The 24,524-nt window shown below is 63.9% G+C and carries 17 protein-coding genes and 1 pseudogene; 15 read left to right on the top strand and 3 right to left on the bottom strand.

What is annotated here, in order from left to right; genetic code table 11:
- Positions 1 to 28: 28 nt before the first annotated feature.
- From ACFQDH_RS04990 to rplI, 6 genes are all read left to right on the top strand, one after another.
- Positions 29 to 2,329 (top strand): transglycosylase domain-containing protein, encoded by a 2,301-nt coding sequence (locus tag ACFQDH_RS04990; RefSeq protein ID WP_382399062.1) that lies wholly within the window; start codon positions 29 to 31, stop codon positions 2,327 to 2,329.
- A 57-nt stretch (positions 2,330 to 2,386) separates the two neighbouring features.
- Positions 2,387 to 3,769: a hypothetical protein gene (locus ACFQDH_RS04985; protein WP_382399060.1), complete on the top strand. Its 1,383-nt coding sequence runs from the start codon at positions 2,387 to 2,389 to the stop codon at positions 3,767 to 3,769.
- Positions 3,770 to 3,949: 180 nt separating this feature from the next.
- Positions 3,950 to 4,237 (top strand): 30S ribosomal protein S6, encoded by a 288-nt coding sequence (rpsF, locus tag ACFQDH_RS04980; protein WP_382399058.1) that lies wholly within the window; start codon positions 3,950 to 3,952, stop codon positions 4,235 to 4,237.
- 29 nt (positions 4,238 to 4,266) lie between these two features.
- Entirely contained in the window at positions 4,267 to 4,869 is a 603-nt protein-coding gene (locus tag ACFQDH_RS04975; RefSeq protein ID WP_382399056.1) for a single-stranded DNA-binding protein, read from the top strand.
- Between the two features lie 118 nt (positions 4,870 to 4,987).
- Positions 4,988 to 5,224 carry a 30S ribosomal protein S18 gene (gene rpsR / locus ACFQDH_RS04970; protein WP_382399054.1) on the top strand — a complete coding sequence of 79 codons (237 nt, stop codon included), beginning with the start codon at positions 4,988 to 4,990 and terminating at the stop codon, positions 5,222 to 5,224.
- A gap of 96 nt (positions 5,225 to 5,320) precedes the next feature.
- On the top strand, positions 5,321 to 5,770 hold the full coding sequence (gene rplI, locus ACFQDH_RS04965; protein WP_382399052.1) for a 50S ribosomal protein L9: 450 nt from the start codon (positions 5,321 to 5,323) through the stop codon (positions 5,768 to 5,770).
- A 393-nt stretch (positions 5,771 to 6,163) separates the two neighbouring features.
- Here the strand turns inward: rplI and ACFQDH_RS04960 are convergent, their stop codons facing one another.
- Positions 6,164 to 7,549 carry an MATE family efflux transporter gene (locus tag ACFQDH_RS04960; protein ID WP_382399050.1) on the bottom strand — a complete coding sequence of 462 codons (1,386 nt, stop codon included), beginning with the start codon at positions 7,547 to 7,549 and terminating at the stop codon, positions 6,164 to 6,166.
- A gap of 426 nt (positions 7,550 to 7,975) precedes the next feature.
- On the opposite strand from ACFQDH_RS04960, the gene ACFQDH_RS04955 reads away from it, so the two are divergent.
- The 5 genes from ACFQDH_RS04955 to ACFQDH_RS04935 all read left to right on the top strand — a co-directional run bounded on the left by ACFQDH_RS04955 (position 7,976) and on the right by ACFQDH_RS04935 (position 12,368).
- On the top strand, positions 7,976 to 8,758 hold the full coding sequence (locus ACFQDH_RS04955) for a C40 family peptidase (RefSeq protein ID WP_382399048.1): 783 nt from the start codon (positions 7,976 to 7,978) through the stop codon (positions 8,756 to 8,758).
- Between the two features lie 607 nt (positions 8,759 to 9,365).
- Positions 9,366 to 9,986 (top strand): peptidoglycan-binding domain-containing protein, encoded by a 621-nt coding sequence (locus ACFQDH_RS04950; RefSeq protein WP_382399046.1) that lies wholly within the window; start codon positions 9,366 to 9,368, stop codon positions 9,984 to 9,986.
- Positions 9,983 to 10,456, top strand: a complete 474-nt coding sequence (locus tag ACFQDH_RS04945) for a C40 family peptidase (protein WP_382399044.1) — start codon at positions 9,983 to 9,985, stop codon at positions 10,454 to 10,456. Before ACFQDH_RS04950 ends, ACFQDH_RS04945 begins: the two co-directional genes overlap by 4 nt.
- Before the next feature lie 436 nt (positions 10,457 to 10,892).
- On the top strand, positions 10,893 to 11,465 hold the full coding sequence (locus tag ACFQDH_RS04940) for a DUF6318 family protein (RefSeq protein WP_382399042.1): 573 nt from the start codon (positions 10,893 to 10,895) through the stop codon (positions 11,463 to 11,465).
- Between the two features lie 459 nt (positions 11,466 to 11,924).
- Entirely contained in the window at positions 11,925 to 12,368 is a 444-nt protein-coding gene (locus ACFQDH_RS04935; RefSeq protein ID WP_382399040.1) for a hypothetical protein, read from the top strand.
- A 485-nt stretch (positions 12,369 to 12,853) separates the two neighbouring features.
- Here the strand turns inward: ACFQDH_RS04935 and ACFQDH_RS04930 are convergent, their stop codons facing one another.
- Entirely contained in the window at positions 12,854 to 13,213 is a 360-nt protein-coding gene (locus ACFQDH_RS04930) for an ester cyclase (RefSeq protein WP_382399038.1), read from the bottom strand.
- A 658-nt stretch (positions 13,214 to 13,871) separates the two neighbouring features.
- Between ACFQDH_RS04930 and dnaB the strand changes: the two are divergent.
- The 3 genes and pseudogenes from dnaB (at position 13,872) to ACFQDH_RS04915 (ending at position 19,529) form a co-directional block, all read left to right on the top strand.
- Positions 13,872 to 16,426 (top strand): annotated as a pseudogene (gene dnaB, locus ACFQDH_RS04925) (replicative DNA helicase).
- Between the two features lie 185 nt (positions 16,427 to 16,611).
- Complete coding sequence (locus ACFQDH_RS04920) at positions 16,612 to 18,426, top strand: translation initiation factor IF-2 N-terminal domain-containing protein (protein WP_382399036.1); 1,815 nt, start codon at positions 16,612 to 16,614, stop codon at positions 18,424 to 18,426.
- Positions 18,423 to 19,529, top strand: a complete 1,107-nt coding sequence (locus tag ACFQDH_RS04915; RefSeq protein WP_382399034.1) for a hypothetical protein — start codon at positions 18,423 to 18,425, stop codon at positions 19,527 to 19,529. The genes ACFQDH_RS04920 and ACFQDH_RS04915 overlap by 4 nt, the downstream gene beginning before the upstream one ends.
- An 83-nt stretch (positions 19,530 to 19,612) precedes the next feature.
- On the opposite strand, the gene ACFQDH_RS04910 is transcribed toward ACFQDH_RS04915, so the two are convergent.
- Positions 19,613 to 22,972, bottom strand: coding sequence for a DEAD/DEAH box helicase family protein (locus ACFQDH_RS04910; protein WP_382399032.1), 3,360 nt, complete (start codon positions 22,970 to 22,972; stop codon positions 19,613 to 19,615).
- Between the two features lie 743 nt (positions 22,973 to 23,715).
- Between ACFQDH_RS04910 and ACFQDH_RS04905 the strand changes: the two genes are divergently transcribed.
- Complete coding sequence (locus ACFQDH_RS04905) at positions 23,716 to 24,300, top strand: hypothetical protein (protein ID WP_382399030.1); 585 nt, start codon at positions 23,716 to 23,718, stop codon at positions 24,298 to 24,300.
- The last annotated feature ends 224 nt before the right edge of the window (positions 24,301 to 24,524 follow it).

Here is a 24,524-nt window from a genome sequence, read left to right as displayed (position 1 = left end):
TCACGGCCCCGACGGTTACCCTTCATCGGTGACAGATGAGCAGGATGGGGTCGGTCCCGCCGCCGACGGTGCACCGAGGTCCTCCGGAGCGGGACGCCGTGCCCGGCCTGCCGGCAACGGCACCGGCCGGCGACGCCGCCGTAAGAAGGAACACGGCCTGGCCTTCAAGGTCTTCTGGCGCACCGTGCTTGGCTTCGTCGCGCTCGGCGTGATCGGCATCGTCGCGCTGGTGATCATCTATCTGAAGACCCCGATCCCGCAGCCGCAGGCCGACGCCAGCAAGCAGGTGTCGATCGTCTACTACAGCGACGGAAAGACCGAGCTGGGTCGCTTCAGCACGGTCAACCGCGAAGACGTGACGCTGGACAAGGTCCCCAAGCAGGTCCGCTACGAATTCCTGGCGGCCGAGGATCGCAACTTCTACAAGAACTCCGGTGTCTCGATCACCGGCACCGTCCGCGCGGCGTGGAGCACGCTGTCCGGTGGGCAGGAGCAGGGTGGCTCGACGATCACCCAGCAATACGTCAAGAACTACTTCCTGACCCAGGACCGCTCGGTCAAGCGCAAGGTCAAAGAGATCATGATCGCGCTGAAGGTCGACCGGAAGATGTCCAAGGACGACATCCTGCAGGCCTACCTCAACAACATCTACTTCGGTCGCGGCGCTTACGGCATACAGGCTGCTTCGCAGGCCTACTTCGGTGTCGACGTCAACAAGATCGACGCCAGCCAGGGCGCGTTCCTCGCGTCGGTGATCAACGCCCCCGGACTCTACGACCCGCAGTATGGCGCCGCCGCCAAGGCCCGCGCCAACGCCCGGATGATCTACGTGCTGGACGGCATGGTCAAGGAAGGCTGGATGACTCCGGCCGAGCGTGCCAAGGCGCACATGCCGACCTTCAAGACGTACAACCCCAACGCCCAGCAGGTCTCCGGTCCGAACGGCTACATCGTCTCCGCGGTCCGCGCCGAACTGGAGAACAAGCTCAAGCTGAAGCCGGAGGACATCGACCGCGGCGGGCTGCGCATCACCACCACGATCGACAAGAACTCCCAGAAGGCGGCGGTCGCTGCCGTCAACAAGAACGTCCCCTCCCAGACCGCGCGCCTGGACGCGCTGCACACGGGCCTGGTCGCCGAGAAGCCGGACGGCGCGGTCGTCGCGATGTATGGCGGCACCGACGCCTCCAAGGAGATCAGCGCCGCGAATGACGCACAGCTGCAAGGCGGTTCGAGCTTCAAGGCGTTCGGCCTGGCCGCTGCGCTGCAGGACGGTATGACGCTGCAGACCCAGTTCAGCGGTGCGTCGCCACTGGTGCTGAACAAGAACAGTGCCAAGCCCACCAAGATCACCAATGACAATGGCGAGCAGTTCGGGATGCTCACCCTGCAGCGCGCGTTCGCGGTGTCGTCCAACACCGCCTTCGTCCGGCTCAATCAGGCACTCGGCACCGGCAAGACGCTGGGAGCCGCGCAGCAGCTCGGTATACCGCCGACCTCGCCCGGCATGAAGGACCCGGTCCCGACCGACATCCTCGGCAGCGCGGCCGTGCGGGTGATCGACATGGCCAACGCCTACAACACGATCAGCGCAGAGGGTAAGAAGGCCGACACCTACTTCATCAAGAAGGTCAGCAGCGTCGCCGGCGACTACAGCTACAACTCACACCCCAACAGCACACAGGCGATCTCCAAGGGCATCGCCGCCAACCTGATCAACGGCATGACCGGCCCGCTGAAGGACACCGACGGCACCGCACACAGCACCGCCGGCCTGTTCAACCGGCCGGCGGCCGGCAAGACCGGCACGTCCAGCCACTACGTCTCGGCCTGGTTCACCGGTTTCACCCCGAACCAGCTGACGGTCTCGGTCGGCATGTATGCCGGGACTGGCAAGAAGGCCGGCACGGTCGGTCTGGACAAGGCCACCCACAACTCGTCCTTCTACGGCGGCGACGTCCCGGCCACCATCTGGCGCGACTTCATGGAAGCCGCGCTCAAGGGCCAGCCGGTTGCCAAGCTGCCGAAGTCCAAGGACGTGAAGTCGACGACGTCATACTCACCGCCGCCGGTGACCTCGACGACCCAGCCGCCGACCACCAGCAGCACCACGACTCCGTCGTCCACGCCGAGTTCGACCAGCAGCAGCTCGTCCAGCAGCTCGTCGACCTCTTCTTCGACGCTGCCGCCGAGCCCGACGACAACGACGACGACCACCACCCAGCCGCCGAGCCCGACGACGCCGACCCGCCCGAGCACTCCGATCCCGCCGCCGCCCGCCACTCCGGGCGTTCAGCCGAAGGCGTCCGAGCCGCAACCGACGCCGTAGGGCTGACGACATACAGGTACGACCCGCGACGCAGGCTCGCGAGTTAGGCTCGCGCTCGTGCCTGTGCCCACTCGCCTGACCTCACCCAGCCGCGGCGAGGAGCCTGCGGCGCTCGCGACTCAGATCATCGGCGGCCCGACAGGTCGCTTCGCGGCGATCGGCCGCCGTGGCTGGACGTATGTCGCCGCGATGCTGTCGGCGCTCGCGTCGGTGTTCATCGCGCTCGGTGTGCTGCAGAAGAACCACTGCGTGCGCGACGGCTGGGGTTCGCCGGGCGCGCTGTGGCGGGCCTGCTACTCCGACCTGCCGGTCGGATCCGGCGGCGCGAAGGGCGGCACGCCCTGGAGCGTCGGCGGCGCCGGCCACGACCAGCCCGTCCTCACCGCGATCCTGGACTGGATCGTCAAGCAACTCACGCCGGGCGGCAACGCGCTGGCCACCCAGCAGATCTACTTCGCGATCGGCACGGTGATCATCGTGCTGCTGATCGCGCTCACCACTCTCGCTACCGCGTCGATGCTGCGCGACACCCCGTGGCTGGCGGCGCACGTCGCGCTCAGCCCGGTGCTGATCACCGCGGCGCTGGTGTCGTTCGACGTCTTCGGCGTCGCACTCGCCGCCGTCGGTATGGCGTTGTGGGCGCGTCGCCATCCGGTCGCTGCCGGCATCTGCCTGGGCGCGGCCGTGATGGCGCGGACCTACCCGCTGGTGCTGATCGGCGCGATCGTCCTGATCGCGCTGCGCGACGACGCTCGAGCGCCGCTGACACGTTTCCTCGGCGGTGCGGCTGGTGCGATCGTCGTCTGCTTCGGGCTGGCCTACGCGATGGGCGGCGACCCGCTGGAGACCTACCGCGCGTGGTGGAACCAGGACGCCGGGTACGGCTCTCCGGCATACCTGCTGACGATCGCGCACCACTCGCTCCCGGCGACGTCGGCGTCGATCATCGCGGTGCTCGGCTGGGTGGTGGCGTTCATGCTGGGCGTCTACCTGACCGGTCGTCCCGCCATACGCACGCAATTGGCGCCGCTCGCACTGACGATGCTGGTGATCGTGTTGCTCACCGGCAAGTCGATGTCGGTGCAGAGTTGCATGTGGGTGCTGCCGCTGATGGCACTGGTGGCGTTGCGCTGGCGCGAACACCTGCTGTGGGCCGGCGCCGAGATCGTCTACTTCGTGATGACCTGGTTGTACATCGCCGGCCCGAGCAACACCCCCAAGGCGATGCCGGGCGCGGCATACGCCTTCTTCCTACTGATCCGGTTGATCGCGTATGTCGGGATCGCCTGGGCCTCCTGGGAGTCGTCGCAGGACCTGCCGCGTGACCCGGCCGATCCCTACGTCCCGCCGACCACCGACGGCTGGGCGCACGTCCCAAGCGGATCGAGTAGGGCGAGGGACGAGCCCGTATCGAGATCGCCTGGCCGAGCGACCGATTAACGCCCGACGCCGGTTGACCGATAAACTCGCGCTCGGCCCATTGCCGCTTCCCCTGTCGGGGGTTGACGGCATACTCGCGGAGACACCGGAAGTGGTGCGACCGAGGGTGCGGGCCACGCTGCAACCCTCCTGTCACGGAGACACCGTGACCGCTTGAGACCGAAGGAGGTGGGTTAACGCATGCGTCAGTACGAATTGATGATCATCATCGACCCCGAGCTCGACGAGCGCACAGTCCAGCCCACGCTGGACAAGTTGCTCAAGGTCGTGACCACCGATGGCGGCAAGGTCGACAACACCGAAATCTGGGGTCGTCGCCGCCTTGCATACGACATCAAGAAGAAGTCCGAAGGCATCTACGCCGTTGTGACGATGACTGTCGAGTCGGCTACCGCCAAGGAGCTCGACCGCCAGCTGTCGCTCAACGAGCAGATCATGCGCACCAAGCTGCTGCGCGTGGACGCCTGAGGCTCGACACCTAGCAAGGGAGTTCCGACATGGCCGCAGGCGACACCGTCATCACAGTCATCGGCAACCTGACCCAGGACCCGGAGTTGCGGTTCACGCCGTCCGGGGCAGCCGTCGCCAACTTCACCGTTGCGTCGACGCCGCGATTCATGGATCGGCAGACCAATGAGTGGAAGGACGGCGAAACGCTGTTCATGCGCTGCTCGGTATGGCGGGAGGCGGCCGAGAACGTCGCCGAGTCGCTGACCCGCGGTGCACGCGTGATCGTGTCCGGTCGCTTGAAGTCCCGTTCGTGGGACGACAAGGAGACCGGTCAGAAGCGCACCACCATGGAGCTCGACGTCGACGAGGTCGGCCCGTCCCTGCGTTACGCAACCGCGAAGGTCAACAAGACCCAGCGCGGCGGCGGAGGCGGTGGCCAGGGTGGTTTCGGCGGCGGTGGCCAGCAAGGTGGCGGCTTCGGCGGCAACTCCGGCGGCCCGCAGGGCGCTCCCGGTGGCGGACAGCAGTCCGACCCCTGGGCGACCGGCGGCCAGCAGGGCGGGGCTCAACCGGCTCCGCAGCAGCCTGCCGGCGGCCAACAGGGTGGCGGCTGGAGCACCGGCCCGTCATACGACGAACCACCTTTCTAAAGCGGGTCGAGTAGGTGCGAGCCGCTAGGCGAGTGCCGTATCGAGACCGCCATACAACAAAGATCCACCCCATCCCGAGTTTCGACTCGGGCTCTCGATGAAGAAGGAGAGCACCACGATGGCTAAGCCCGTCATTCGTAAGGTCAAGAAGAAGGCCAACCCACTGAAGTTGGCGAAGGTCGAGACGATCGACTACAAGGACGTTGCGTTGCTGCGCAAGTTCATCAGCGACCGTGGCAAGATCCGCGCACGTCGGGTCACCGGCGTCACCGTGCAGGAGCAGCGGCTGATCGCCACTGCGGTCAAGAACGCCCGCGAGATGGCCCTGCTGCCCTACTCGTCGTCGGCGCGCTAAGACTCACCCCACGAAGTTCTCCGCTCGTTCCTCGCTCCGATACTTCGCGGGGACCCCGAGCCTGTGGGGAACGCTTGTCATAGAAGGAACAACGTTATGAAGATCATCCTGACCCATGAGGTCGCCACTCTCGGCGCTCCTGGTGACGTGGTCGAGGTCAAGGACGGCTACGCCCGTAACTACCTCCTGCCGCGCCACCTGGCCACGCCGTGGACCAAGGGCGGCCAGAAGCAGGTCGACGCGATCACCAAGGCGCGGGCCACCCGTGCGGTGCAGTCGCTGGAGCAGGCCAAGTCGCTGAAGGGCAACCTGGAGTCCTCGGTCGTGCAGGTTCCTGCGCGCGCCGGTGCGTCCGGTCGTCTCTTCGGTGCGGTCACCACCGCCGAGATCGCTGACGCGGTCAAGGCTTCTGGCGTCGGCTCGATCGACCGCCGTACCGTTCAGGTCGCGACGCCGATCCGCAACCTCGGCAACCACCAGGTCAGCGTCAAGCTGCACCCGGAGGTCGAGGCCACCGTGAAGCTGGACGTCGTCGCTGCCAAGTGACGTCTCGCTGACTCAGCACGACAGAGCCGGTCATCCCTTCGGGGTGGCCGGCTTTTCGTATGCGGTTGTGGGTGGCGCCGGTGGTCCGTCATACGGGAGTCCGGTGTGCATAGGTCTCCCCAGTGTCGAGTCGTGCTCGGTTATCCGGGCCGGGGCGTGCATAGGTCTCCCCAGTGTCGAGTCGTGAGCGGGTATGCCGGGCCGGGGCGTGCACAGCTCTCCCCAGTTCGAGTCGTGCGCGGTGCGGCGTACATAACCGGCGACGGTCGCCGGTTCGAAACCGGATCCTCGGGTCTGCGCGTACATAACCGGCAACGGTCGCCAGTTGTGGCGGCCGGATCTCCGGGACGGGCCCGCAGCCGCAGCCCGCAGCCGCAGCTGCACCCCGCAGCCCTAGCCGGAGAGCCAGCGCCCAGCTGAGGCGCCGGTCACCATCCACCGGCCGGACCGGGCACGCAGCCCGAGGCCGATCAGCCGGAAGATCATGAACCCGGTGAACGCCCACCACAGCATCAGCAGCGCATGACTCGGGCCGCCGGCGCGGAGGGCCGCGGCGTGCGCGTGCACCAGCCACAACAACGGCAGGTATGCCGCGAGCGCCGCCACCTGCAGCCAGGCGAGCGCAGGGCCGTCGCCGGCGCCGATCAGCACGCCGTCGAGCACGAAGACCAGACCGGCGAGCGGCTGCCCGAGGGCGACCACCAGCAGCGCGACCGAGAGCGCGTCCCGGACCGACCCGTCGCCGGTGAACAACAGCGGCAGCACGGTGTGGACGGCGGCGATGATGGCGCCGAGCGCGACGCCCATCCAGAAGCCCCACCAGAGCATCAGCCGGGTCGCGGCGCGCGTGCCGGCCAGATCGCGTGCCCCGAGGGTGCGGCCGGTGATCGCCTGGGCGGCGATGGCCAGCGCGTCGAGAGCGAAAGCCAGGAAGCCGAAGATCGTCATCGCGACCTGGTGGGCGGCCAGCGGCACGTCGCCGAGGTCGGCGGCCACCCAGGTGCTGGCCAGCATCGCGGCGCGCAGGGCGAGGGTCCGCACCAGCAGCGGAACGCCGAACCGGGCGACGGCCAGCACTCGCCCCGGGTGCGGTCGCAGGCTGGTGCCGAGACGTCTGGCCCGACGCAGCACGACCGCGAGAAGCCCTGCGGCCAAACCGGATTGGGCGATCACGGTGCCGAGTGCGGAGCCGGCGATGCCGAGGCCCGCGCCATACACGAACACGATGTTGAGCACCAGGTTCGCCGCGAAGCCGGTGGTGGCACCGATCAGCGGTGTGCGGGTGTCCTGGAAGCCGCGCAGCACGCCGGTCGCGGCGAGTACGGCGAGCATTCCGGGTATGCCGAACGCGCTGATCCGCAGGTAGGTGGTGGCTTCGTCGGCGACCGCGGGTGAGGCGCCGAAGACGTCACAGATCGGCGCCGCGAAGATCGCGACCACCACCGTCGTGACGGCGCCCAGCAGCAGCGACAACCAGATGCCGTCGACGCCGGCGCCGACGGCCGCCGCGTCCTGTCCCGCGCCGAGTCGGCGTGCGACCAGAGCGGTGGTGCCGTAGGCCAGGAAGACGTAGATGTTGGCAGCCGTCAGCAGCGCGGCACTGGCGACTCCGAGGCCGGCGAGCTGGTCGGTGCCGAGGTGGCCGATGATCGCCGAGTCGGCCAGCAGGAAGAGCGGTTCGGCGACGAGCGCGAGGAACGCGGGGACCGCCAGCGCGAGGATCTGCCGATGTGTCGAGACCGGCGCGGCACTCTGCTGCGACGGGGAACTGGCAGGCACGTCGTTCAGGGTACGGGGCGCCGCGCGCGATACAGGTCACGAGGCCGGAGTTGACGCGAAGGTGAATCACATCTCGGAATGTGAGACAGCCGCGTCTCACCCAGGAATGCAGCTCGTGTGACGGATGTGGCGTTGAGCCGGTTCCGCGCGAAACGGAGCGAACCGCGCAACGACGGGGAATATCACGGAATGATCACGGCCCGCGACCGGATGTGACCGGCACAGGTCCCGCTTCGCCGACTGAACGGTTGTCCACAGATATCTCGGAACGACTTTGGGGAGGCCTTCCGATGCGTCATAGTCAATGACCGTGCCACCGGCTTCGGGGAGTCGAGACGCACAACGTGGGTGGGGCGATTGGTCCCGGGGCAACGACGCCCGCACCCGCTTTGTCATTGCAGTCCATTTTGAAGGGTCCCTTGATTCATGGGTTCGTACTCCCCGCGTCACCTGAAGCGTGAGCCGAAAGTTCTGAACAAGGTCGGTCGCCGAGGCGTGGCAGTTGCTGCAGCCGGCGCCGTCGTCGTACCGCTGGTTGGTATGGAGACCGCCTCCGCGGCTCCCAGCACCGGCATGGTGCAGGCAAGCGCCGTGCAGGCCGCCGGTAATGCTCCGGCCATCGGTCACGTCGCCGCACGTGTCTACGTTGGTCCGACCGTCCGCTACGGCTCCCGTGGCACTGCGGTCAAGACCGTTCAGCGCAAGGTCGGCGGCCTCGCCGCCGACGGCATCTTCGGCCCGCGCACCAACACGAAGGTCAAGTCGTTCCAGCGCGCTCACCGCCTCGTCGCCGACGGCATCGTCGGCCCGATCACCTGGCGTGCCCTGGGCGGCTACACGGCGCCGAAGCCGGCTCGGAAGCCGGCTCCGACCTCGAGCAATTCCTCCTCCATCGTGTCGATCGCGATGAGCCTGCGTGGCACGCCATACCGCTATGGCGGCGCGTCGCGGTCCGGCTTCGACTGCTCGGGTTTCACCCAGTACGTATACCGCCAGGCCGGCAAGAGCATCCCGCGCACGGCATCGGCACAGGCGGCCCGTGCAACCCGCGTCTCCAGCCCGCGTCCGGGCGACCTGATGTTCTGGGGCTACCCGGCATACCACGCGGGCATCTACCTCGGTAACGGCAAGATGATCGCTGCGAGCCGTCCCGGCACCGTGGTCCACGTGCAGAGCGTTTGGGGCAGCCCCTACTACGGCCGCGCCTGAGCAAAGCGCCTCAGCGCACTCCGATAAGCCCCGTTGGCCCTCGTGGTCGGCGGGGCTCTTCGCTGCGCTACCTGGCAGCTGTATGACGCCCGAACGGGCCGCGCGGCAAGCCGGATGCGGTCGCCCACCCGCGGCTGTCGAACGTCTGGCAGGATGCGGGTCAGCCGTGGAGGCGGGGCGCACGACCAGGCGCAGCGGCGACCGCCCTGAGGTGGCCGAGCGGGGCGTATCGAGGTCACGATCCGGTAGTTGTCTCAAAGTGTGAGACTGCGGAGAAAAACTTTCGATTCGGCGTGTCGTTCGAAGCGATTTCGGCGTTTGCGTGTTACACGCATGTCATTCAACGGCCGTTTCGTTGAAATTGCAACACTAGACCACTTCAGCTCCGCCAGCCCCGCCAATTCACTTGAATCACACCAGTCACATTGATCACCTGGGCCCATCCGTGCCCAGGAATCGCGTCTTTCACAGACGTAGTGGCACCGGCATAGTCAGTGCTCGTGCAGCGCCTTCTTCGGGGAAGGAGTAAGGCGAAATCGGGGTATGCCACGGCACACGTGGCATCCCCTTGCGCGTTTCTGGACTGAACGAGCACCGAGAGGGTCACATGGCCACGATCACTACTCCGAGACATCGCAAACCACGGCCTGGGCTGTCTGCCAAGGTCGCCCCGGCGATCACCTCCCGCAAGGGGTTGGTGGTGACTGGAACGCTGCTGAGCGTCCCGGCCACCGCTGCCAGCCTCGTGCAGGCCGCTCCGTCGTATGCCGATCCCGGCAGCGGCACGAGCGGTGCGTCAGGGCAGCGCAGCAGCGCAGCGACGAGCGGCGTACGTGCCGCCTCGCCGACCACCGTGGTTACCGTGCGCTACGGATCAACAGGCAGCTACGTCAGAACTGTGCAGCAGCGGCTGGGCGGACTGACGGCCGACGGCATCTTCGGGACACGCACGCTGGCGAAGGTCAAAACCTTCCAAAGCGCGCATCGCCTCGTTGCTGACGGCATCGTCGGTCCGTTGACCTGGACGGCCCTCGGTGGCTTCCCGGGTTCAACGCCGACGCCGACGCCACCCACACCGAAACCCACACCGCCACCCACACCGCCACCGTCGTGCAAGGTCTCCGTGCTTCGGTATGGCGCCACCGGCTCGTACGTATCGAGCGCCCAGGGCAAGTTGGGGGGATCGCGGTCGACGGCGTCTTCGGCGCCGGCACGTTGTCCCGGGTGAAGTCGTTCCAGAGCAGCAAGGGCCTGGTCGCGGACGGCATCATCGGTCCGATGACTTGGAACGCGCTGGGCGGCTTCCCGTGCGGCACCGACCCGACGCCGACTCCGCCACCCCCGCCGTCGACCGGTGAGGGCCTGTCCGCAGTCGTTTCGATCGCCCAGAAGTATCTGGGTGTTCCGTATGTCTGGGGCGGCTCCACACCGTCACAGGGCTTCGACTGCTCGGGTCTCACGTCATACGTCTACAAGCAGGCCGGTCTCTACATCCCCCGGACGGCCAGCCAGCAGCAGGCGTACATGAAGACGACCACCGCCCCGCAACCGGGCGACCTGGTCTTCTTCGGCTCGCCGGCCTATCACGTGGGTATCTATGTCAGCCCGGGAATGATGATCGCGGCGCCCGTCCCCGGTGACGTGGTCAAGTTGCAGACCATCTGGATGACGCCGACGAACTACGGCACGTTGCGCTGATTCCAGATCCGCTCCACGCGGCCACGGTCACTCAACGAGTGACCGTGGCCGCTTCTGTATGTCGACCAAGGTGGCCGAGCGTCGCCCTGAGGAGCCCGTGAGGTACGAGCGGGCGTCACGAAGGGGAGCCGGGGGAGCGAAGCGGAGGCTCATGCGGGTTGAGTAGCGGCGGAGCGCAGCGGGGAGCGTATCGAAACCAGCAACCTGTGGATAACTTCTGCGTCCGGACGGTGGGATTTGGCATGATCCCTGGGTTGGGTATGCCGGGCTCCCGGCTCTTCTTGACCAAAACTTTAAGAAGATGCCTCGCCATCGGCGTTCCGGCTCGCGCATAATCGCGGCACTCAGGTTTTTCACAGGGGAGGGTTCTACTGATGCGCAGGACACGTGTCATGGGCGCCACTGCGACGATGCTCGCCGTTCTGGCGGCAGCAGGATGCGGCGGATCAGGCGGTGGTGGCGCGTCGTCGACGGCATCGTCTTCGACGAAGGGCATCGCGTCCGGCGAGCCGACACCGCCGCAGACATCGACCGCGAGCTCGCCCCCGCCTCCACTTCACCGACTCCCACGTCCAGCGGCACAGCAGCAGGTGCTCCTGGCGTTCCCGGGCCCGCCAGGCAGCACACGAATGCCGGGGCGAAGGCATTTGCTGAATATTTCTATTCGCGTGTCAACATCCTGTATCGCAAGCCCGCCAACGATGCCATTCATGGACTTTACAAGTCTTCATGCACTGCCTGCCTCGACTTCGAAGGCGATGCGTCCGGCATGCGCAAGAATGGTCAACACTTCATTGACGACCAGATGAAATACAAAACCTTACGAGAAACAGCCGTCCCAGGAGGCGGTTACCACGTCTTTGTCCGGTTGACTCAGAACCCAGCGCGGATGGTTGACTCGACGGGCAAAGTCTTAGGAAAGACACCAACTCCCACGTCAACAAGCGTTGTGCTCTTAAATTGGACAGCCGGGCGCGGTTGGGCCGTCGAGGATCTTCAACATGAGTAGGCGAGCGGTCGCAATTGCTGGTGTGGCATCCGCATTGGCGTTGTCTGTTCAGGGGGCGATGCGAAGGCAGAAGGTAGTGGGCCGCCGCTGCCGTGCGTTACGTGCAGTGTGAACGAGAAGATCTATGTTGGACTTACCAAGGCGGAGACGGCACGACTGCCAGACAAGGGGAAAGCCACCTATGAGGAAAAGGGTAAGACGGTAACCAAGGTAGTCAAACTCGAATACGGAACAACCTTGGCGTGTCCGGCAAATGACAGTCCCGACAAGTTCACATCTTGCCCTGGAGTATATACTATTTGCGCTGAGGTGACTGATGGTGAAGGCCCGCTGAGCCGCATATTCTACCGACCGGTAACGCCAAATAAAGATCGGGAACCATGGCACCTTGTGGAAAACCCGACGTGCTGGCCCAAATCGGTTCCCAACGCTAAGTCCAAGCCCGAGCTCACAGTTGCCATGGTCCAGGCACAGTTCGCGATCACTCCCTTTGTCAAGCCCAAGGCAATGATGGAGCCGGTGGGCAACCGGACCCTGGTCAACCTCCCCAACTACTTCACGGCCGACTTCTCCGGCGCGGGCTACGGCCCCGATGAGATACGCACCGTGACACTGCTGGGCCACAAGGTCCAGATCAAGCCGATCCTCAAGTCGAATACGTTCCACTTCGGCGACGGCTCATCAGTCGGACCGACGGAGTCCCGCGGTGGCGGATACCCCAATGGCGACGTCAAACACACCTACCTGAAGCGGGGCACGGTCAGCGCATCGGTCACCACGGTCTACGGCGGCCAGTTCGCGGTCGACGGTGGCACCTTCACCGACCTACCCGGCACCGCGACAATCACCGGTCCGGTCCAACCCATCCAGGTACTCGAGGCAACTGGCCGTCTCGTTCGGTAGCTACGGCTTGCCGCATTGCGCCCGAGTAAGGGCTGTCGGTGCCATAGCAGGTGATCCCTTCGGCTGGCATCAGGAACCAGTGCCGGTCGATGCATCGCAGTTTCGCGTGCAGCAGCCCACCGTTGCGTGCTTCCCATTCGATGGAGGCGACGTTGCCGCACTCGGGGCAGGTCACCAGCTCGACAGGTGCTCTATCGAACTGTTCTTGGTCCATGGTTGCTTCGCCTCCGGAGTGGAAGTTCTTGATGACTGGCGATCGGTAGACCTGTCGAAACGGCGGCACGTGAGGTCGGCAGAACCCGGCGGGCGGACCGGGACGGCGGACCATACGATGTCTCCGCCATACGTATGACGAGAACGGGCGCGTAGCCGAACTGGTCCGTCGCCCCGGGTGAGCTACGCCGAAGGGATGATGCCCAGCTGCTGAAGCACGGACACGCCGTCGTCGAGGCCGAGTTCCTCTGTGATCAGGCCGTTTTCGACCCTCAGCACGGTGGTGCCGGTGAAGCGCATCGCCTTGCCGGACCCGGCGGGCAGTTGCCCGATCGGCAGTTCATCGAACGCGGGACCGGTGTGGGTCCCCCGCCGATCCATTGCCCGACGACATAGTCGCCCTCGGCGATCAGGTCGGCGGTGCCCTCGAATCCGAGGTCGGGGAACGCGGCGCGGAACATCGTCGCGAAGTCTCGAACCTGGTCGCGGCCGCGCAGCGGCTGGTGCAGCGAGTACTCGAACCGGATGTCCGGTGCGGCCAGCTCGTCGATGGCGCCGGCCTTGAAGTCGGTCCCCCAGAACTCGGTGAACCAGCGGCCGACGACGGCCTTGTTGTCGTCCTGCAAAGTCATCTGTGATGCCCTCTCGTGCGAGTCATTCGTCTCGGTGGCCCGGATAGGACACCGACACCACGAAGACGTCCCCGGCACTCGGAACGTGAGATCCGGCTGCTGATTCCGGCCTCGACTCGTCTCGAAGTTCGAGGTAGAACCGGCGCCCGTCACAGCGGGTGTCCGTCAAGATCGGTGACGTCGGGGAGCTGTTGTTGGGCAGCCCGAGACCATCCCTTGGCGATACCTTTACCGAACCCGGTACAACCACACCCTTGACAGCGCACCGCACTCGTGAGCCTGTGGGTAACTCACGTCACATGAACGCTCAAACTATTTCTTGTGCACAGCGCGAAGGGCACATCCCTGCAGGTCAGAGCCCTGCAGGGTGTAGGCGTCAGAAGATATCCACAGCGTTGTCCCCAGGGCGTGCACACGTCATACGGCACATGTCCACACGTTCTCCACAAGTTGTCCGCAGGGCAAACGCCAGGGGTTTGCGGGGCGCCCGGAAGGCGCCTAGCGTGGCCTCTTCGCGTGTCACGCACCCCAGTTTGATCTCACTGTCACACCCTCGTGGTGCAGTTGACACATGTTCGAAAACGGTGGCAAGGAGAGCGTGCGTGGCGATTGCTGAGCTTCCCCGGATTACACCGACGAGGGTGGCCGCGGGGGCGGTCTGGTTCCGCCGCAGGATGTGCCCGCCGAGCAGTCGGTGCTCGGCAGCATGTTGCTGTCCAAGGATGCGATCGCGGATGCCGCCGAGGCCGTCGACGGGCGTGACTTCTACCGCCCGGCGCACGAGTCGATCTACGAAGCCATCATCGACCTCTACGGCCGCGGCGAGCCGGCCGACGCGATCACCGTCGCCGACGAGCTGACCAAGCGCGGCGAGCTGAGCCGCATCGGCGGGCAGGCCTACCTGCACGAGCTGATCCAGGGCGTTCCGACCGCCGCCAACGCCGGCTACTACGCCGAGATCGTCGCCGAGCGCGCCGTGCTGCGTCGCCTGGTCACCGCCGGCACCCGCATCGTGCAGATGGGGTATGCCGATGGCGGTGGCGACGTCGTCGACGTCATCAACGCCGCCCAGGCCGAGGTCTTCGGAGTCACCGCCGGCAAGGAGGCCGAGGACTACGTCCGGCTCGGCGACATCATCGCCGAGACCGCCGACGAGATCGACGCCGCCAGCAGCACCAACGGCCAAATGACCGGTGTGCCAACGGGATTCACCGATCTCGACAATCTCACCAACGGTTTGCACCCCGGTCAGATGATTGTCATCGCGGCGAGGCCTGCAGTGGGTAAGGCGCTCGCGCTGGACACGCCGCTGCCGACGCCGACCGGCTGGACCACGATGGGCGAAGTCGCGGTCGGCGACCAGTTGATCGCCGCCGACGGCACCACCACGAAGGTCGTCGCGGCGACCGAGGTGATGACCGAGCGCCCGTGCTACGAGGTCGAGTTCTCCGACGGCACGGTCATCGTCGCCGATGAGCAGCACCAGTGGCTGACCGACACTCGCGCCAGCCGCCGCTCCGAGCAGGCCGCCCGCGACCACCGCAACCGGATCGTCAATCAGCGCACCTTGCCGGCTGTGCGCACCACGCTCGAGATCGCTGAGTCCGTGCGCGCCAGGACCGCAGACGCTCGGCTCAACCACAGCGTGCGCCTGGCCGAGCCGATCGAGTTGCCGGAAGCTGACCTCATGATCGCGCCATACGTGCTCGGCGCGTGGCTCGGTGACGGAACGACCGCGGCGGCAGCCATCACCACCGCTGACGACCAGATGGTCACGCTGTTGGAGGGCCAGGGGCTGCAACTCGTCAAGACATCCGCAGTCATGCGTTACTCCATGCGGCTGCCTGAGGCCGAGGTCGACGCACGACAGTGCGTTGTGTGCGGCGCCGAGTTCGTGCCGCACACCAGCGAGGTTCGCACCTGCGGCAAGAGTTGCGGCGGCAAGGCGAAGGGCATCGGAGAACGCATCGCGCCGACCTGTCCCGACTGCGGGAAACCGTCCAGCGGCCTGCGGCGTTGCCAGGCCTGCCGCGAGCATCACGGCACGCTGCATGGACAGCTGCGGACCATCGGCGTGCTCGGTGCCAAACACATTCCGGCGAGCTACCTGCGCGCGAGCGCCGCGCAGCGATGGGATCTGCTGGCTGGCCTGCTCGACACGGATGGCACGGTGACAGCCTCGGGTTGCGTGCAATTCACCACGACCGACGGTCGCCTACGTGATGGCGTCGCCGAGCTGCTGCATTCGCTCGGCTTGCGCTTCGGAGTGTCGGAGAAGAGTGTCCGCGGCCGGTCGGAGAAGTCGTCCACGGCGTTCACGTTCACCTTCTCCACTGACCAGGACGTCTTCTGGCTCGACCGCAAGAAGCTGCTGCACAAGGAACGCCGGGCTCGCGCGTTCCAGCGGCGCAACTCGGTCTTCATCGTCGACGTTCGACCGGTGCCGTCCGTGCCGGTGCGGTGCGTCGAGGTCGATCACGCCGATCACCTCTACCTCGCCAGCGAAGCGATGATCCCGACGCACAACTCGACCATCGGCCTCGACATAGCTCGCGCGTGCTCGATCAAGGCGGGTATGGCGTCGGCAGTCTTCTCCTCGAAATGAGCAAGACAGAGATCTCGATGCGACTGTTGTCCGCGGAGGGTGGCATCCAGCTGCAGCACATGCGCAAGGGCACGATGCGCGACGAGGACTGGACGCGGCTGGCGACAACGATGGGCAAGGTGGCGGATGCGCCTCTGTTCATTGACGATTCGCCGAACATGTCGCTGATGGAGATCCGGTCCAAGTGCCGTCGGCTCAAGGAGCGCAACGACCTGAAGCTGGTGGTTATCGACTACCTGCAGCTGATGACGTCCGGCAAGCGCGTCGAGTCGCGCCAGCAGGAGGTGTCGGAGTTCTCCCGTGCGCTGAAGCTGCTGGCCAAGGAGATCAACGTGCCGGTCATCGCGATCTCGCAGCTCAACCGTGGCCCCGAGCAGCGCACCGACAAGCGTCCGCAGATGTCCGACCTACGTGAGTCCGGCTCGATCGAGCAGGACGCCGACATGGTGATCCTGCTGCACCGCGAGGACTCCTACGACCGCGAGTCCGAGCGCGCCGGTGAAGCCGACCTGATTGTGGCCAAGCACCGTAACGGCCCCACTGACACGATCACCGTCGCGTTCCAGGGGCACTACTCAAGATTCACGAACATGGCGCAGAATTTCTGAGCAAGTGAGTCGAAATGAAATACTGCGGATTGATTCCCGAGACGTTAGATTTTACCTATCAGAAACGAACGCCGCAAAAATAGTATGTTGCAACGCAAATGCAACCACTCGCTGACCTGATATTGGCGGGCGGGTGGCGCATTCTTCGTCGAGCGCCCTCATGATCCAGAAAGCAGGTATGAGTAGTGGCAAAGGTGCGTGTTCACGAACTTGCCAAAGAGCTTGGCGTGACATCAAAGCAACTTCTAGATCAGCTCGAAGATATGGGGGAATTCGTAAAGACAGCGGCATCGTTCCTGCAAGCGCCGGTCGTCGCGCGCGTTCGAGCATCATTCGGGGAATCTCCCAAAAAGACACGCCCGCCGACGCATCGAAGCCGGAATGCTGCAGTAGATCCGGCGAATCCGAAGGCATCTTCTACTCATTCAGTTGCAGCGCCAGCGCCCAGACAGACAGGCTGGCGCTCCGGAGCAGTTCCGCTGCCCCATAGCCAGGCTCTGGTTTCACGAATTGAGCGGCTCGGAGAACAGTTTCCAGTATTCCGAGACCATCTTGACGCATTGCGAAGTTTGGGCTCACAAGTGGTCTACGCGGGTATGTGTAAGCAAAAGGGGTTCACAAACTGCGGAGTCGCGTTGGTGCGATTTAGCGGCGCGATCGAGACTGGATTTGGATTTACGCGAGAGGTAATGCTGTTCTATAGTCCGCACAGAGATCTCCAAGTGCGAACGTTCGAGGTGGCGGCTAAGGAGATCGCACGCTCTGATAGTTCCGTGACTCCTGACACGTTTTTCATGTGGTCTCCTGATCAACGTCTTCGTATTAAGCTGAATGATTGGTCGAGGTCATCGCGTCTCGCAATTCCGCTGTTGATCGACCCACACGACGAACTATCCTTGATTACCCTGCTTCGCGACTACGTCTACGCGAGGGATCTGTTCTATGCGACAACGCCGGTCTATGGGGCAAGTTTTTTCGGCCGGCGAACCTTACTTCAGTCGCTCCGGGACGACGTATTTAGTCAAAAGGTCACTGGTCTTTTCGGATTGAGGAAATCCGGTAAGACCAGCATTTTGATGCAACTCAAGGAGGAGTTGCGTGACGATCAGGTCGTGACGGTGCTGATGGACCTTGAAACATTCCCTTCCCCTCCCGAGGATCCAACTGACGACATACTTGCTGAATTGAGACGGCGTCTAATATCCGAGCTTAAGGCTCATGGACTACGTACCCAAGAACTCTCCGAGTTGAGCGAGAATCCCTCAATCGTTGAATTGAAACAAGCCTTGCTCGTGTTGCTCAAACGACTAGCGCGCAAGGGTGACCGAATACTGCTCCTACTCGATGAGATCGAGTACTTGACGCCTTCGGACAGGGTCGATATCGCAGAAGGCGAAATGCCGCGCATCTCGCAGTTTCTCGCGGCTCTCCGCAGTCTCGTGCAAGAGGCCGAAAACTTCACATTCGTGTTATCTGGTCTTACGAGCGCAATTGTCGAAGGTGGCCGCTTGTATGGTCGGCCGAATCCGCTCTTTTCCTGGGCGAAGTCGGTCTACGTTGCGCCATTGACGCGAGAAGAAGCCGATGATCTCGCGACGACGGTGGGGGCAAAGATGGGCATCAAGTTCGAGTCGGGTGCATTGGAGGCGCTCCATGAAGCCTCTGGCGGACATGCGTTTCTGTATCGCAACCTCAGTTCAGCTGTGGTCGGCCATCTGCCGAAGAACGACTTTTCACGGGTCATGAGTCGATCAGCGGTATTGACCGAGCTAACGGACTGGAAGAGCCGTGTTCAAGGAAATATTGAAGAGATGGTGCAGCACATAAAGCGCTACTACAGCACCGAAGCCGTCATGCTGGAGTTGCTCATGGCAAACCCTTCTGACTTTACCGAGCTAATTACGAGTGAGCATGTCGCAGTTCGTCGGCTTGCAGATCTGGGGCTCATCCACAAGGTCGATGGTTCATATGAGACAAGCGTTGTGCTGGAGCTCTTGTGAATGATCCCGATTATAACGACTGGTTAGATTTGCTTCGAAAGAAGGTCGGGAGGCATAACCTCCTATTTCTTCAACTCGGCGCCGCACACGAGCCAGCACGGAGGACGCTCTCATCTCACGGGTTTAGCGTCATCGGCTTACGGGAGTATCTCGCAATGGTTGAAGAAGTAGTCGATCGCATAGTTGTAGTTGACGGTATCGAAGAACTCACTCGCCCTGCAGCCGATGTGTCCATGGGGGCTCTTCGGGAACGGATATTCCGCGGAATTGATTCCGGCGGTCGATATATTCTGCTTGCACGCGCCCCACGCGCAGCATTTCCGGCAGTGCCAGGAAGCTCGCTGCTCGATGACGCGACGTTTGCACGCGGACCCGTTTATGGCATGGACGACACAAGCGAGTGGCCGACGTGTCAATACGATGGACTTTCCGTCGCGAACGTGTTGAGGGACGCTCTGGGTGAGCTGGGTGCAGAAATGTGTGCCGCTCTTGACCGCGTGATATTTGACAGTATGTTGTTCGGCGAGAGCGCGTTGACCGCGTTTGGTGCAAGGGAGCTTGAAGCCTTAGCGGGAGCAGGGTTGATATCGCTCCAGGCGGCGGAGAGGAAGTGGAACCTTCCAGATGGCCTGCACCCATTGAAGGATGCTCTCGCCGATGTGCTTGCAGGTGAGGTTAAGCCGCAGTCGCAACTGGGGGAGGTCACCTGTGGTTTGTGGGAGCTGGAACGAATGATTCGCCGGTCGATTCGCGCCCGGGCCATTGCTGCCTGGGGCAAGTCTTGGAGAACTCAGTGTTTGCAGGGAGACCTGAGCGATAGAGTTCTGGGCCGCGCAACGACATCCACGTATCAGGCGGCCAACTCGGTGAAATTGATCCGAGATCCCCTTGAGTGGCTAACTCTGAGTGAGTTGCTCGATTTAAAGGCACGCCCGGAGATTGGGAATTTAGGTCTTGAAACGGTTCTCTGGCGAAATTTTGCTGATCAAGTTATGCCCATTAGGAACCGTCTCGCACACATGCGAAATCTGTACCCAGGCGATGCTGCGAATGTCGTGAAGTGGCTGAGGGTTCTGGAGGTTAAGTTGACACCGCGATCGTAGTTCGTATAAATGCGGAGACGGAGAGTTCCCTGTTCTTGGTTACGGTGTCATTTTGGACGCATCGTATTGCCGACCAGAAACGGTCAGGCAGCCCCGCCAGGTACCGCATGGGCCTTGACGTCCCTCAGAATATTGACGATGACCTCGAAGTCAGTCGGGAAGATCATGTCGACGTGCCCGTGGTCGACATACGGGGACTCGTAGAGCCTGGCCGGCTCCATGATGCCGTTGGCGGTGAGTTCGTCGACGATCAGTGAGACGAACCTGACCTGGGCCACGGAGAACTTCGACTCATCGAGGTAGGCGCCGAACGCTTCGTTGGCGGCGGCGCGGTCTAGGCCGACGAGGGAGCGGATGAAGGGGCCGAGCTCGCCGGCGCGTTCGGTCACCCAGGCCAGGTCAACCTGCTGGTCGCCGCCGGACTGCACGAGCATCGCGGCCAGCGCGTCCAGATCCTCGGACGTCAACTGCCGGTTGCGACGTAGCCGCTGCAGCGCAACGTGGTCCTCGTGTTCCTTGAGGTAGGCCTGCGCCTTGGCGCGGAAGCGATCCCAGTTCATCCCGGACGTGACCTGCGGCAGATCCACAATCGTGCCGACTTCGAGAGTGTCCTCGAAGTCGGTGTAGACCGGGTTTCCCTTCGTCTTCTCCACAAACCGCACCAGTCCGCGAATTCGCAGCCGCATCACTTCGAGCATCGGCAGGGTCACGTCGACCCACCACTCGTCACCGGCTACGTCATCGAGGAGCTCCAGCTGCGCGGCGACAGATGGGATTGCCTTCTTCGGCAACAACGCGGCCGCGATCGCCTGCACCGTCTCCCGAATCCGTTCTGCCGCAACGGCATCGCCATCGAGCTGGGCGAGCTGACGGCGCAGCACCAACAGGTCGAAGCGCTTTGCGGCCTCGTCGGAATCTCGCACCATCGACGGAAGGCCGGCCAGGTGCCCGAGGACCTCGGCCGCGTCCTCCTGCGACACCGCGCTCCACCGTGCCCGGTCCGTCCACGTCTCCACCTGCCGGCGGTGAGCTCGCACCAGGAAGTTGTCGAGGTTCATCCCCGCGACGATCTCGTGCAGCCAGTCGACATTCGAAGTCCGCAGCTCCGCCTCAGATTCGGCATGGTCGAGCGCCATCACCAGACCGAGCCGTGACTCGAAAAGCCTTTGAGTCAAAGACTTTTGGAGCGAGCCGTCCGAACCGGGCAGATTCTGACTGAAGAACTCCAGGTTCCCGCAGAAGTCGAAGACGAAGAAATCCTTCTTGTCCTCGCCCGGACCGAAGAGGTCCGGACGCAGCCGTGTCCCGCGCCCGATCATCTGCCAGAACTTCGACTTGGACCGAATCGCCTTGAAGAACACCAGATTGACGACGTCGGGCACATCGATGCCGGTGTCGAGCATGTCGACACTGATCGCAATGTGCGGCGCCTTCTCCGCGACCGAGAAGTTGTCGATCAGGTTCTGTGCGTACGTCGTCTGGTGGGTGATCACCCGGGCGAACTCGCCGCCATACTCCGGATAGGCGAGATCGAAACGCTGCTCGATGAACTCGGCGTGGCGCTGGTTCTTGGCGAAGATGATCGTCTTGCCCAACCGGTCACCGCCCGCGACCTTGTGGCCGTCGGACATGAGGGTCGCGAGCACCTTGTCGACGGTGTCCTCGTTGAAGAGGAACCGGTTCAGCTCCTCGGAGTCGACCGCGGCGGGTGGGCCGCCCTCACCCCAGTCGAGCGCGTCCCACTCGTCCTTCTCAGCGTCGGTCAGGTCGTCATACGCGATGCCTTGCCGCAGGAACTTGGTGCCGACCGAGACGCCGACCGGTGGCACCAGGAACCCGTCGCCGACGGCTTCGTCGAGACCGTAGGCGTCGGTCGGTATGCCGTCCTCGAGATGGAAGAGCCGGTAGGTGTTGTGATCGACCTCGTCCTTCGGCGTCGCAGTCAGCCCGACGAGGTGTGAGTCGAACCAGTCGAAGATCGCGCCATACTTCTGATAGACCGAGCGGTGCGCCTCATCGATGACGACCAGGTCGAAGTGGCCGGGCCCAAAACGACTGGGGTCATTGATGATCAGATTCATGATCGTCGGGTATGTCGAGGCATAAACCCGCCCGTCGGTCGCCTTCTCGGTCACCAGGTTGACCGTCGTGACACTCGGCAGGTGCGCTTTGAACGCCCCCACCGCCTGGTTGACGAGCGCGGTCCGATCAGCAAGGAACAGAACGCGTTTCACCCAATTGGCCTTCATCAACTGGTCGACGAGCGCGATCACCGTGCGGGTCTTGCCCGAGCCGGTCGCCATGACAAGCAGTGCCTCGCGTTCCCGCTTGTCGAAGGAAGCACCGATCGCCTTGATCGCACGGGTTTGGTAGTAGCGCTCGACAATCGCAGGGTCGACAGCTGCGCCGGCCAATGGCAGTCGGGTATGCCGTCGCTGGATCATCAACTCCAGCTCGGCGCGGGTGTAGAAGCCCTGGATTCCCCTTGGTGCATAACCGGATTCGCCGAATGCGCCGTCGTCCCAGATCCAGTGCTCGTAGCCGTTGCTGTAGAAGATCACCGGTCGCCGGCCGAACTGCTTCTCGAGGCAGCCGGCATACAACTTGGCTTGCTGTTGCCCGATCTGCGGGCTCTTGGTGGTGCGCTTCGCCTCGACGACGGCGAGCGGCAGGCCGTCCGCACCCCAGAGCACGTAGTCGACGAATCCCTCGCCACCGACGTTCGGCATACCAGTGACCGGGTATTCACGGTCGCGAGGCTCGTTCAGCGGCCAGCCTGCCTCGTGCAGCAACTCGTCGATGTAGTCACGCCGCGTCTCGGCCTCGGTGTAGTCGTGATCGTCGGGCTTGGTGTTGGCCGCCTGCCCTGCCGCGATCTGCGCCCGAAGCTCGGCAATCTCGGCGTCCTTGGCCGCGGCCAGGTCGTCGCGCTCGGCGAGAGCCTTGGCGTGCGCTTCGTCCTGTGCCTTGAACTGCGCCGCGAGCTTGACCAACTCCTCCCGCGACAGGGGCGTGAGCTTCGCCGCGAGCTTCGGGTCGAACTGCGCGCCGGTCGGCACACCCTGCGGGTCAGCGCTGTAGTGGAACGCCGCGAACACGACGACGTGGAAGAGCTCACGCAGCACGTGCAGCGCGGTCTGCTGCGGGATCGGCGTGCCCTCGTGGGCGGCCTTGTTGCCGATCTTGCGGATGAGGTTCAGCTTCTGGGTGATGCCGACGCCGACCTTGGCCTTGAAGGCAGCGTCATTGCTGCGCGCCGCGAGGTCACTTTGGTATGGCGAGGCCAGACCGAGCACGTCATACAGATGGCTCACCAGTTGCTCGATCGCCCGCCGGCTGTAGAAGCACGCCGCGGCCGGGTCGCTCGACACATACGACTCCGCGCGCACGCAGTCGGCATGCACAGTCGGAAGACTGGACTTCGCGAAGTCGAAGTTGCTCATGCCCGCGTCCCTTGTCGCCGGTGTGCCATCCGCAGCCTCCCCTGAAGTTGATCACCGATGTGAGCGGCGAAATGAACTTATCAACATGTGCATCCGCCGGTGGTTCTCTCAGGAGAGTCCACGGGTGGGGATTCGTGCGGCTGTCTCGAGCGGACCCGGGTGTGCATGGTTATGGTGTCGTCGATCAAAATGTCTTGCGATAGCCATAAGTATGCATATCTATGGTCAGATGACGCCTGAAGAGTTGGCTGAGGTGATCGCTGGAGGGGAGCCCCTGACAGTCGAGTTCAAGTCCATCGCGAGCGCGCCTAGCGCTCAAACGACTGACAGCCGCTGGGGAACTTCGCCTGGTTGGTGAGCGACGCGGTGCTTACTACGTTCGGCCGACCGCTGACTGACGCCGTCCTCGCCATGCGAAATGAGCGGGCACCGGGTGCCCCTTGCCTCGTCCACCGAACACCCAGCCCAACGTGTGAATGTTTTTCGGTTTTCTTTACATGTTCGGCGCACATGCATACTTTCGTGACGTATGACGGCTCGGACGCCGACTGCGCTCGCCGGCGAGGAACTACGAGGGTCCCTGAGTCCGACCAGACACGTTCTGACATCCTCCGGCTATGACACTCTCGGCGCGAAACGCGCTTGGCGTAGCCGTTCTCGCCCCGGCCCTTGTTGTCCTCGCCGCCTGTGGCGGGAGTTCTCCCGCTTCTGCACCCAGCAAGGTATCGACGACGACTCAGTCAATGGCGACGTCGAGCACGCAGTCCCGCGCATCGGTTGTCGCCACGTCGCGGGCGGCGGCATCGCCGACATACCGGCAGCTGACGTCGGACAAGCTCGTGAACGCTCTGCTGACTTTGGATGACGTGCCAGCTGGGTACACGGCGGACAAGCCCGAGCGGACGGACCCCAACAAGAACTTCTGTGGCTACACGCAGCCGAACAAAGAGAACGGCTACGCAGCCATCACCTTCCAGCGGTCGTCTACGAGCTTGATCGGGCACACAGTCCGGCAATACGACTCGGTCGCTGATGCCTCGGCCCAGCAGGATGCGCTCGCCAAAGCAGTGCGAGCCGGCTGCTCGATGACCGATAACGGCACGAAGCTGAAGGTCGCACAGATGTCTGCGCCCAAGCTCGGGGACCGCACCATCGGCGTCGAGTTGACCAGCCAGGGCGCCACGGTCGACGAGGTCTTTGTGCAGGTCGGGCCCGTCGTGCTCGCCGTTGCGGACGCCGGGGTTGTTGGCAGCGCCGACGTGACTCAGATGACGGCCATGGCAAAGAAAGCCATTGCAAAGTACAAAAGCGCCGCGGCTCAGAGCTGACGATCGAGCCTCTCGTATTTCGCGTCGAAGTTGATCACTGATCTGAGGGTCGACAGCCGGTGCTTCTCCGATCAACGCGGACACCCGCTCGACCAGATCGAGTGACGCGTCGGATTCGGTGGTCACCGGCAAGCGCGCAGAGCCCTCCCCGCTGTCCTCGCCGGCAGACGCCCGTTCGTTCATGCGGACAAACCTGCCACCGTGGACCGACGCAGCCCTTGTCC

The organism is Flexivirga alba, assembly GCF_042661025.1.
In the GTDB taxonomy this organism is placed as follows: Bacteria; Actinomycetota; Actinomycetes; order Actinomycetales; family Dermatophilaceae; genus Flexivirga; species Flexivirga alba.
The sequence above is the reverse complement of the archived record's forward strand: the minus strand, read 5'-3'. Positions and strand labels throughout refer to the sequence as shown.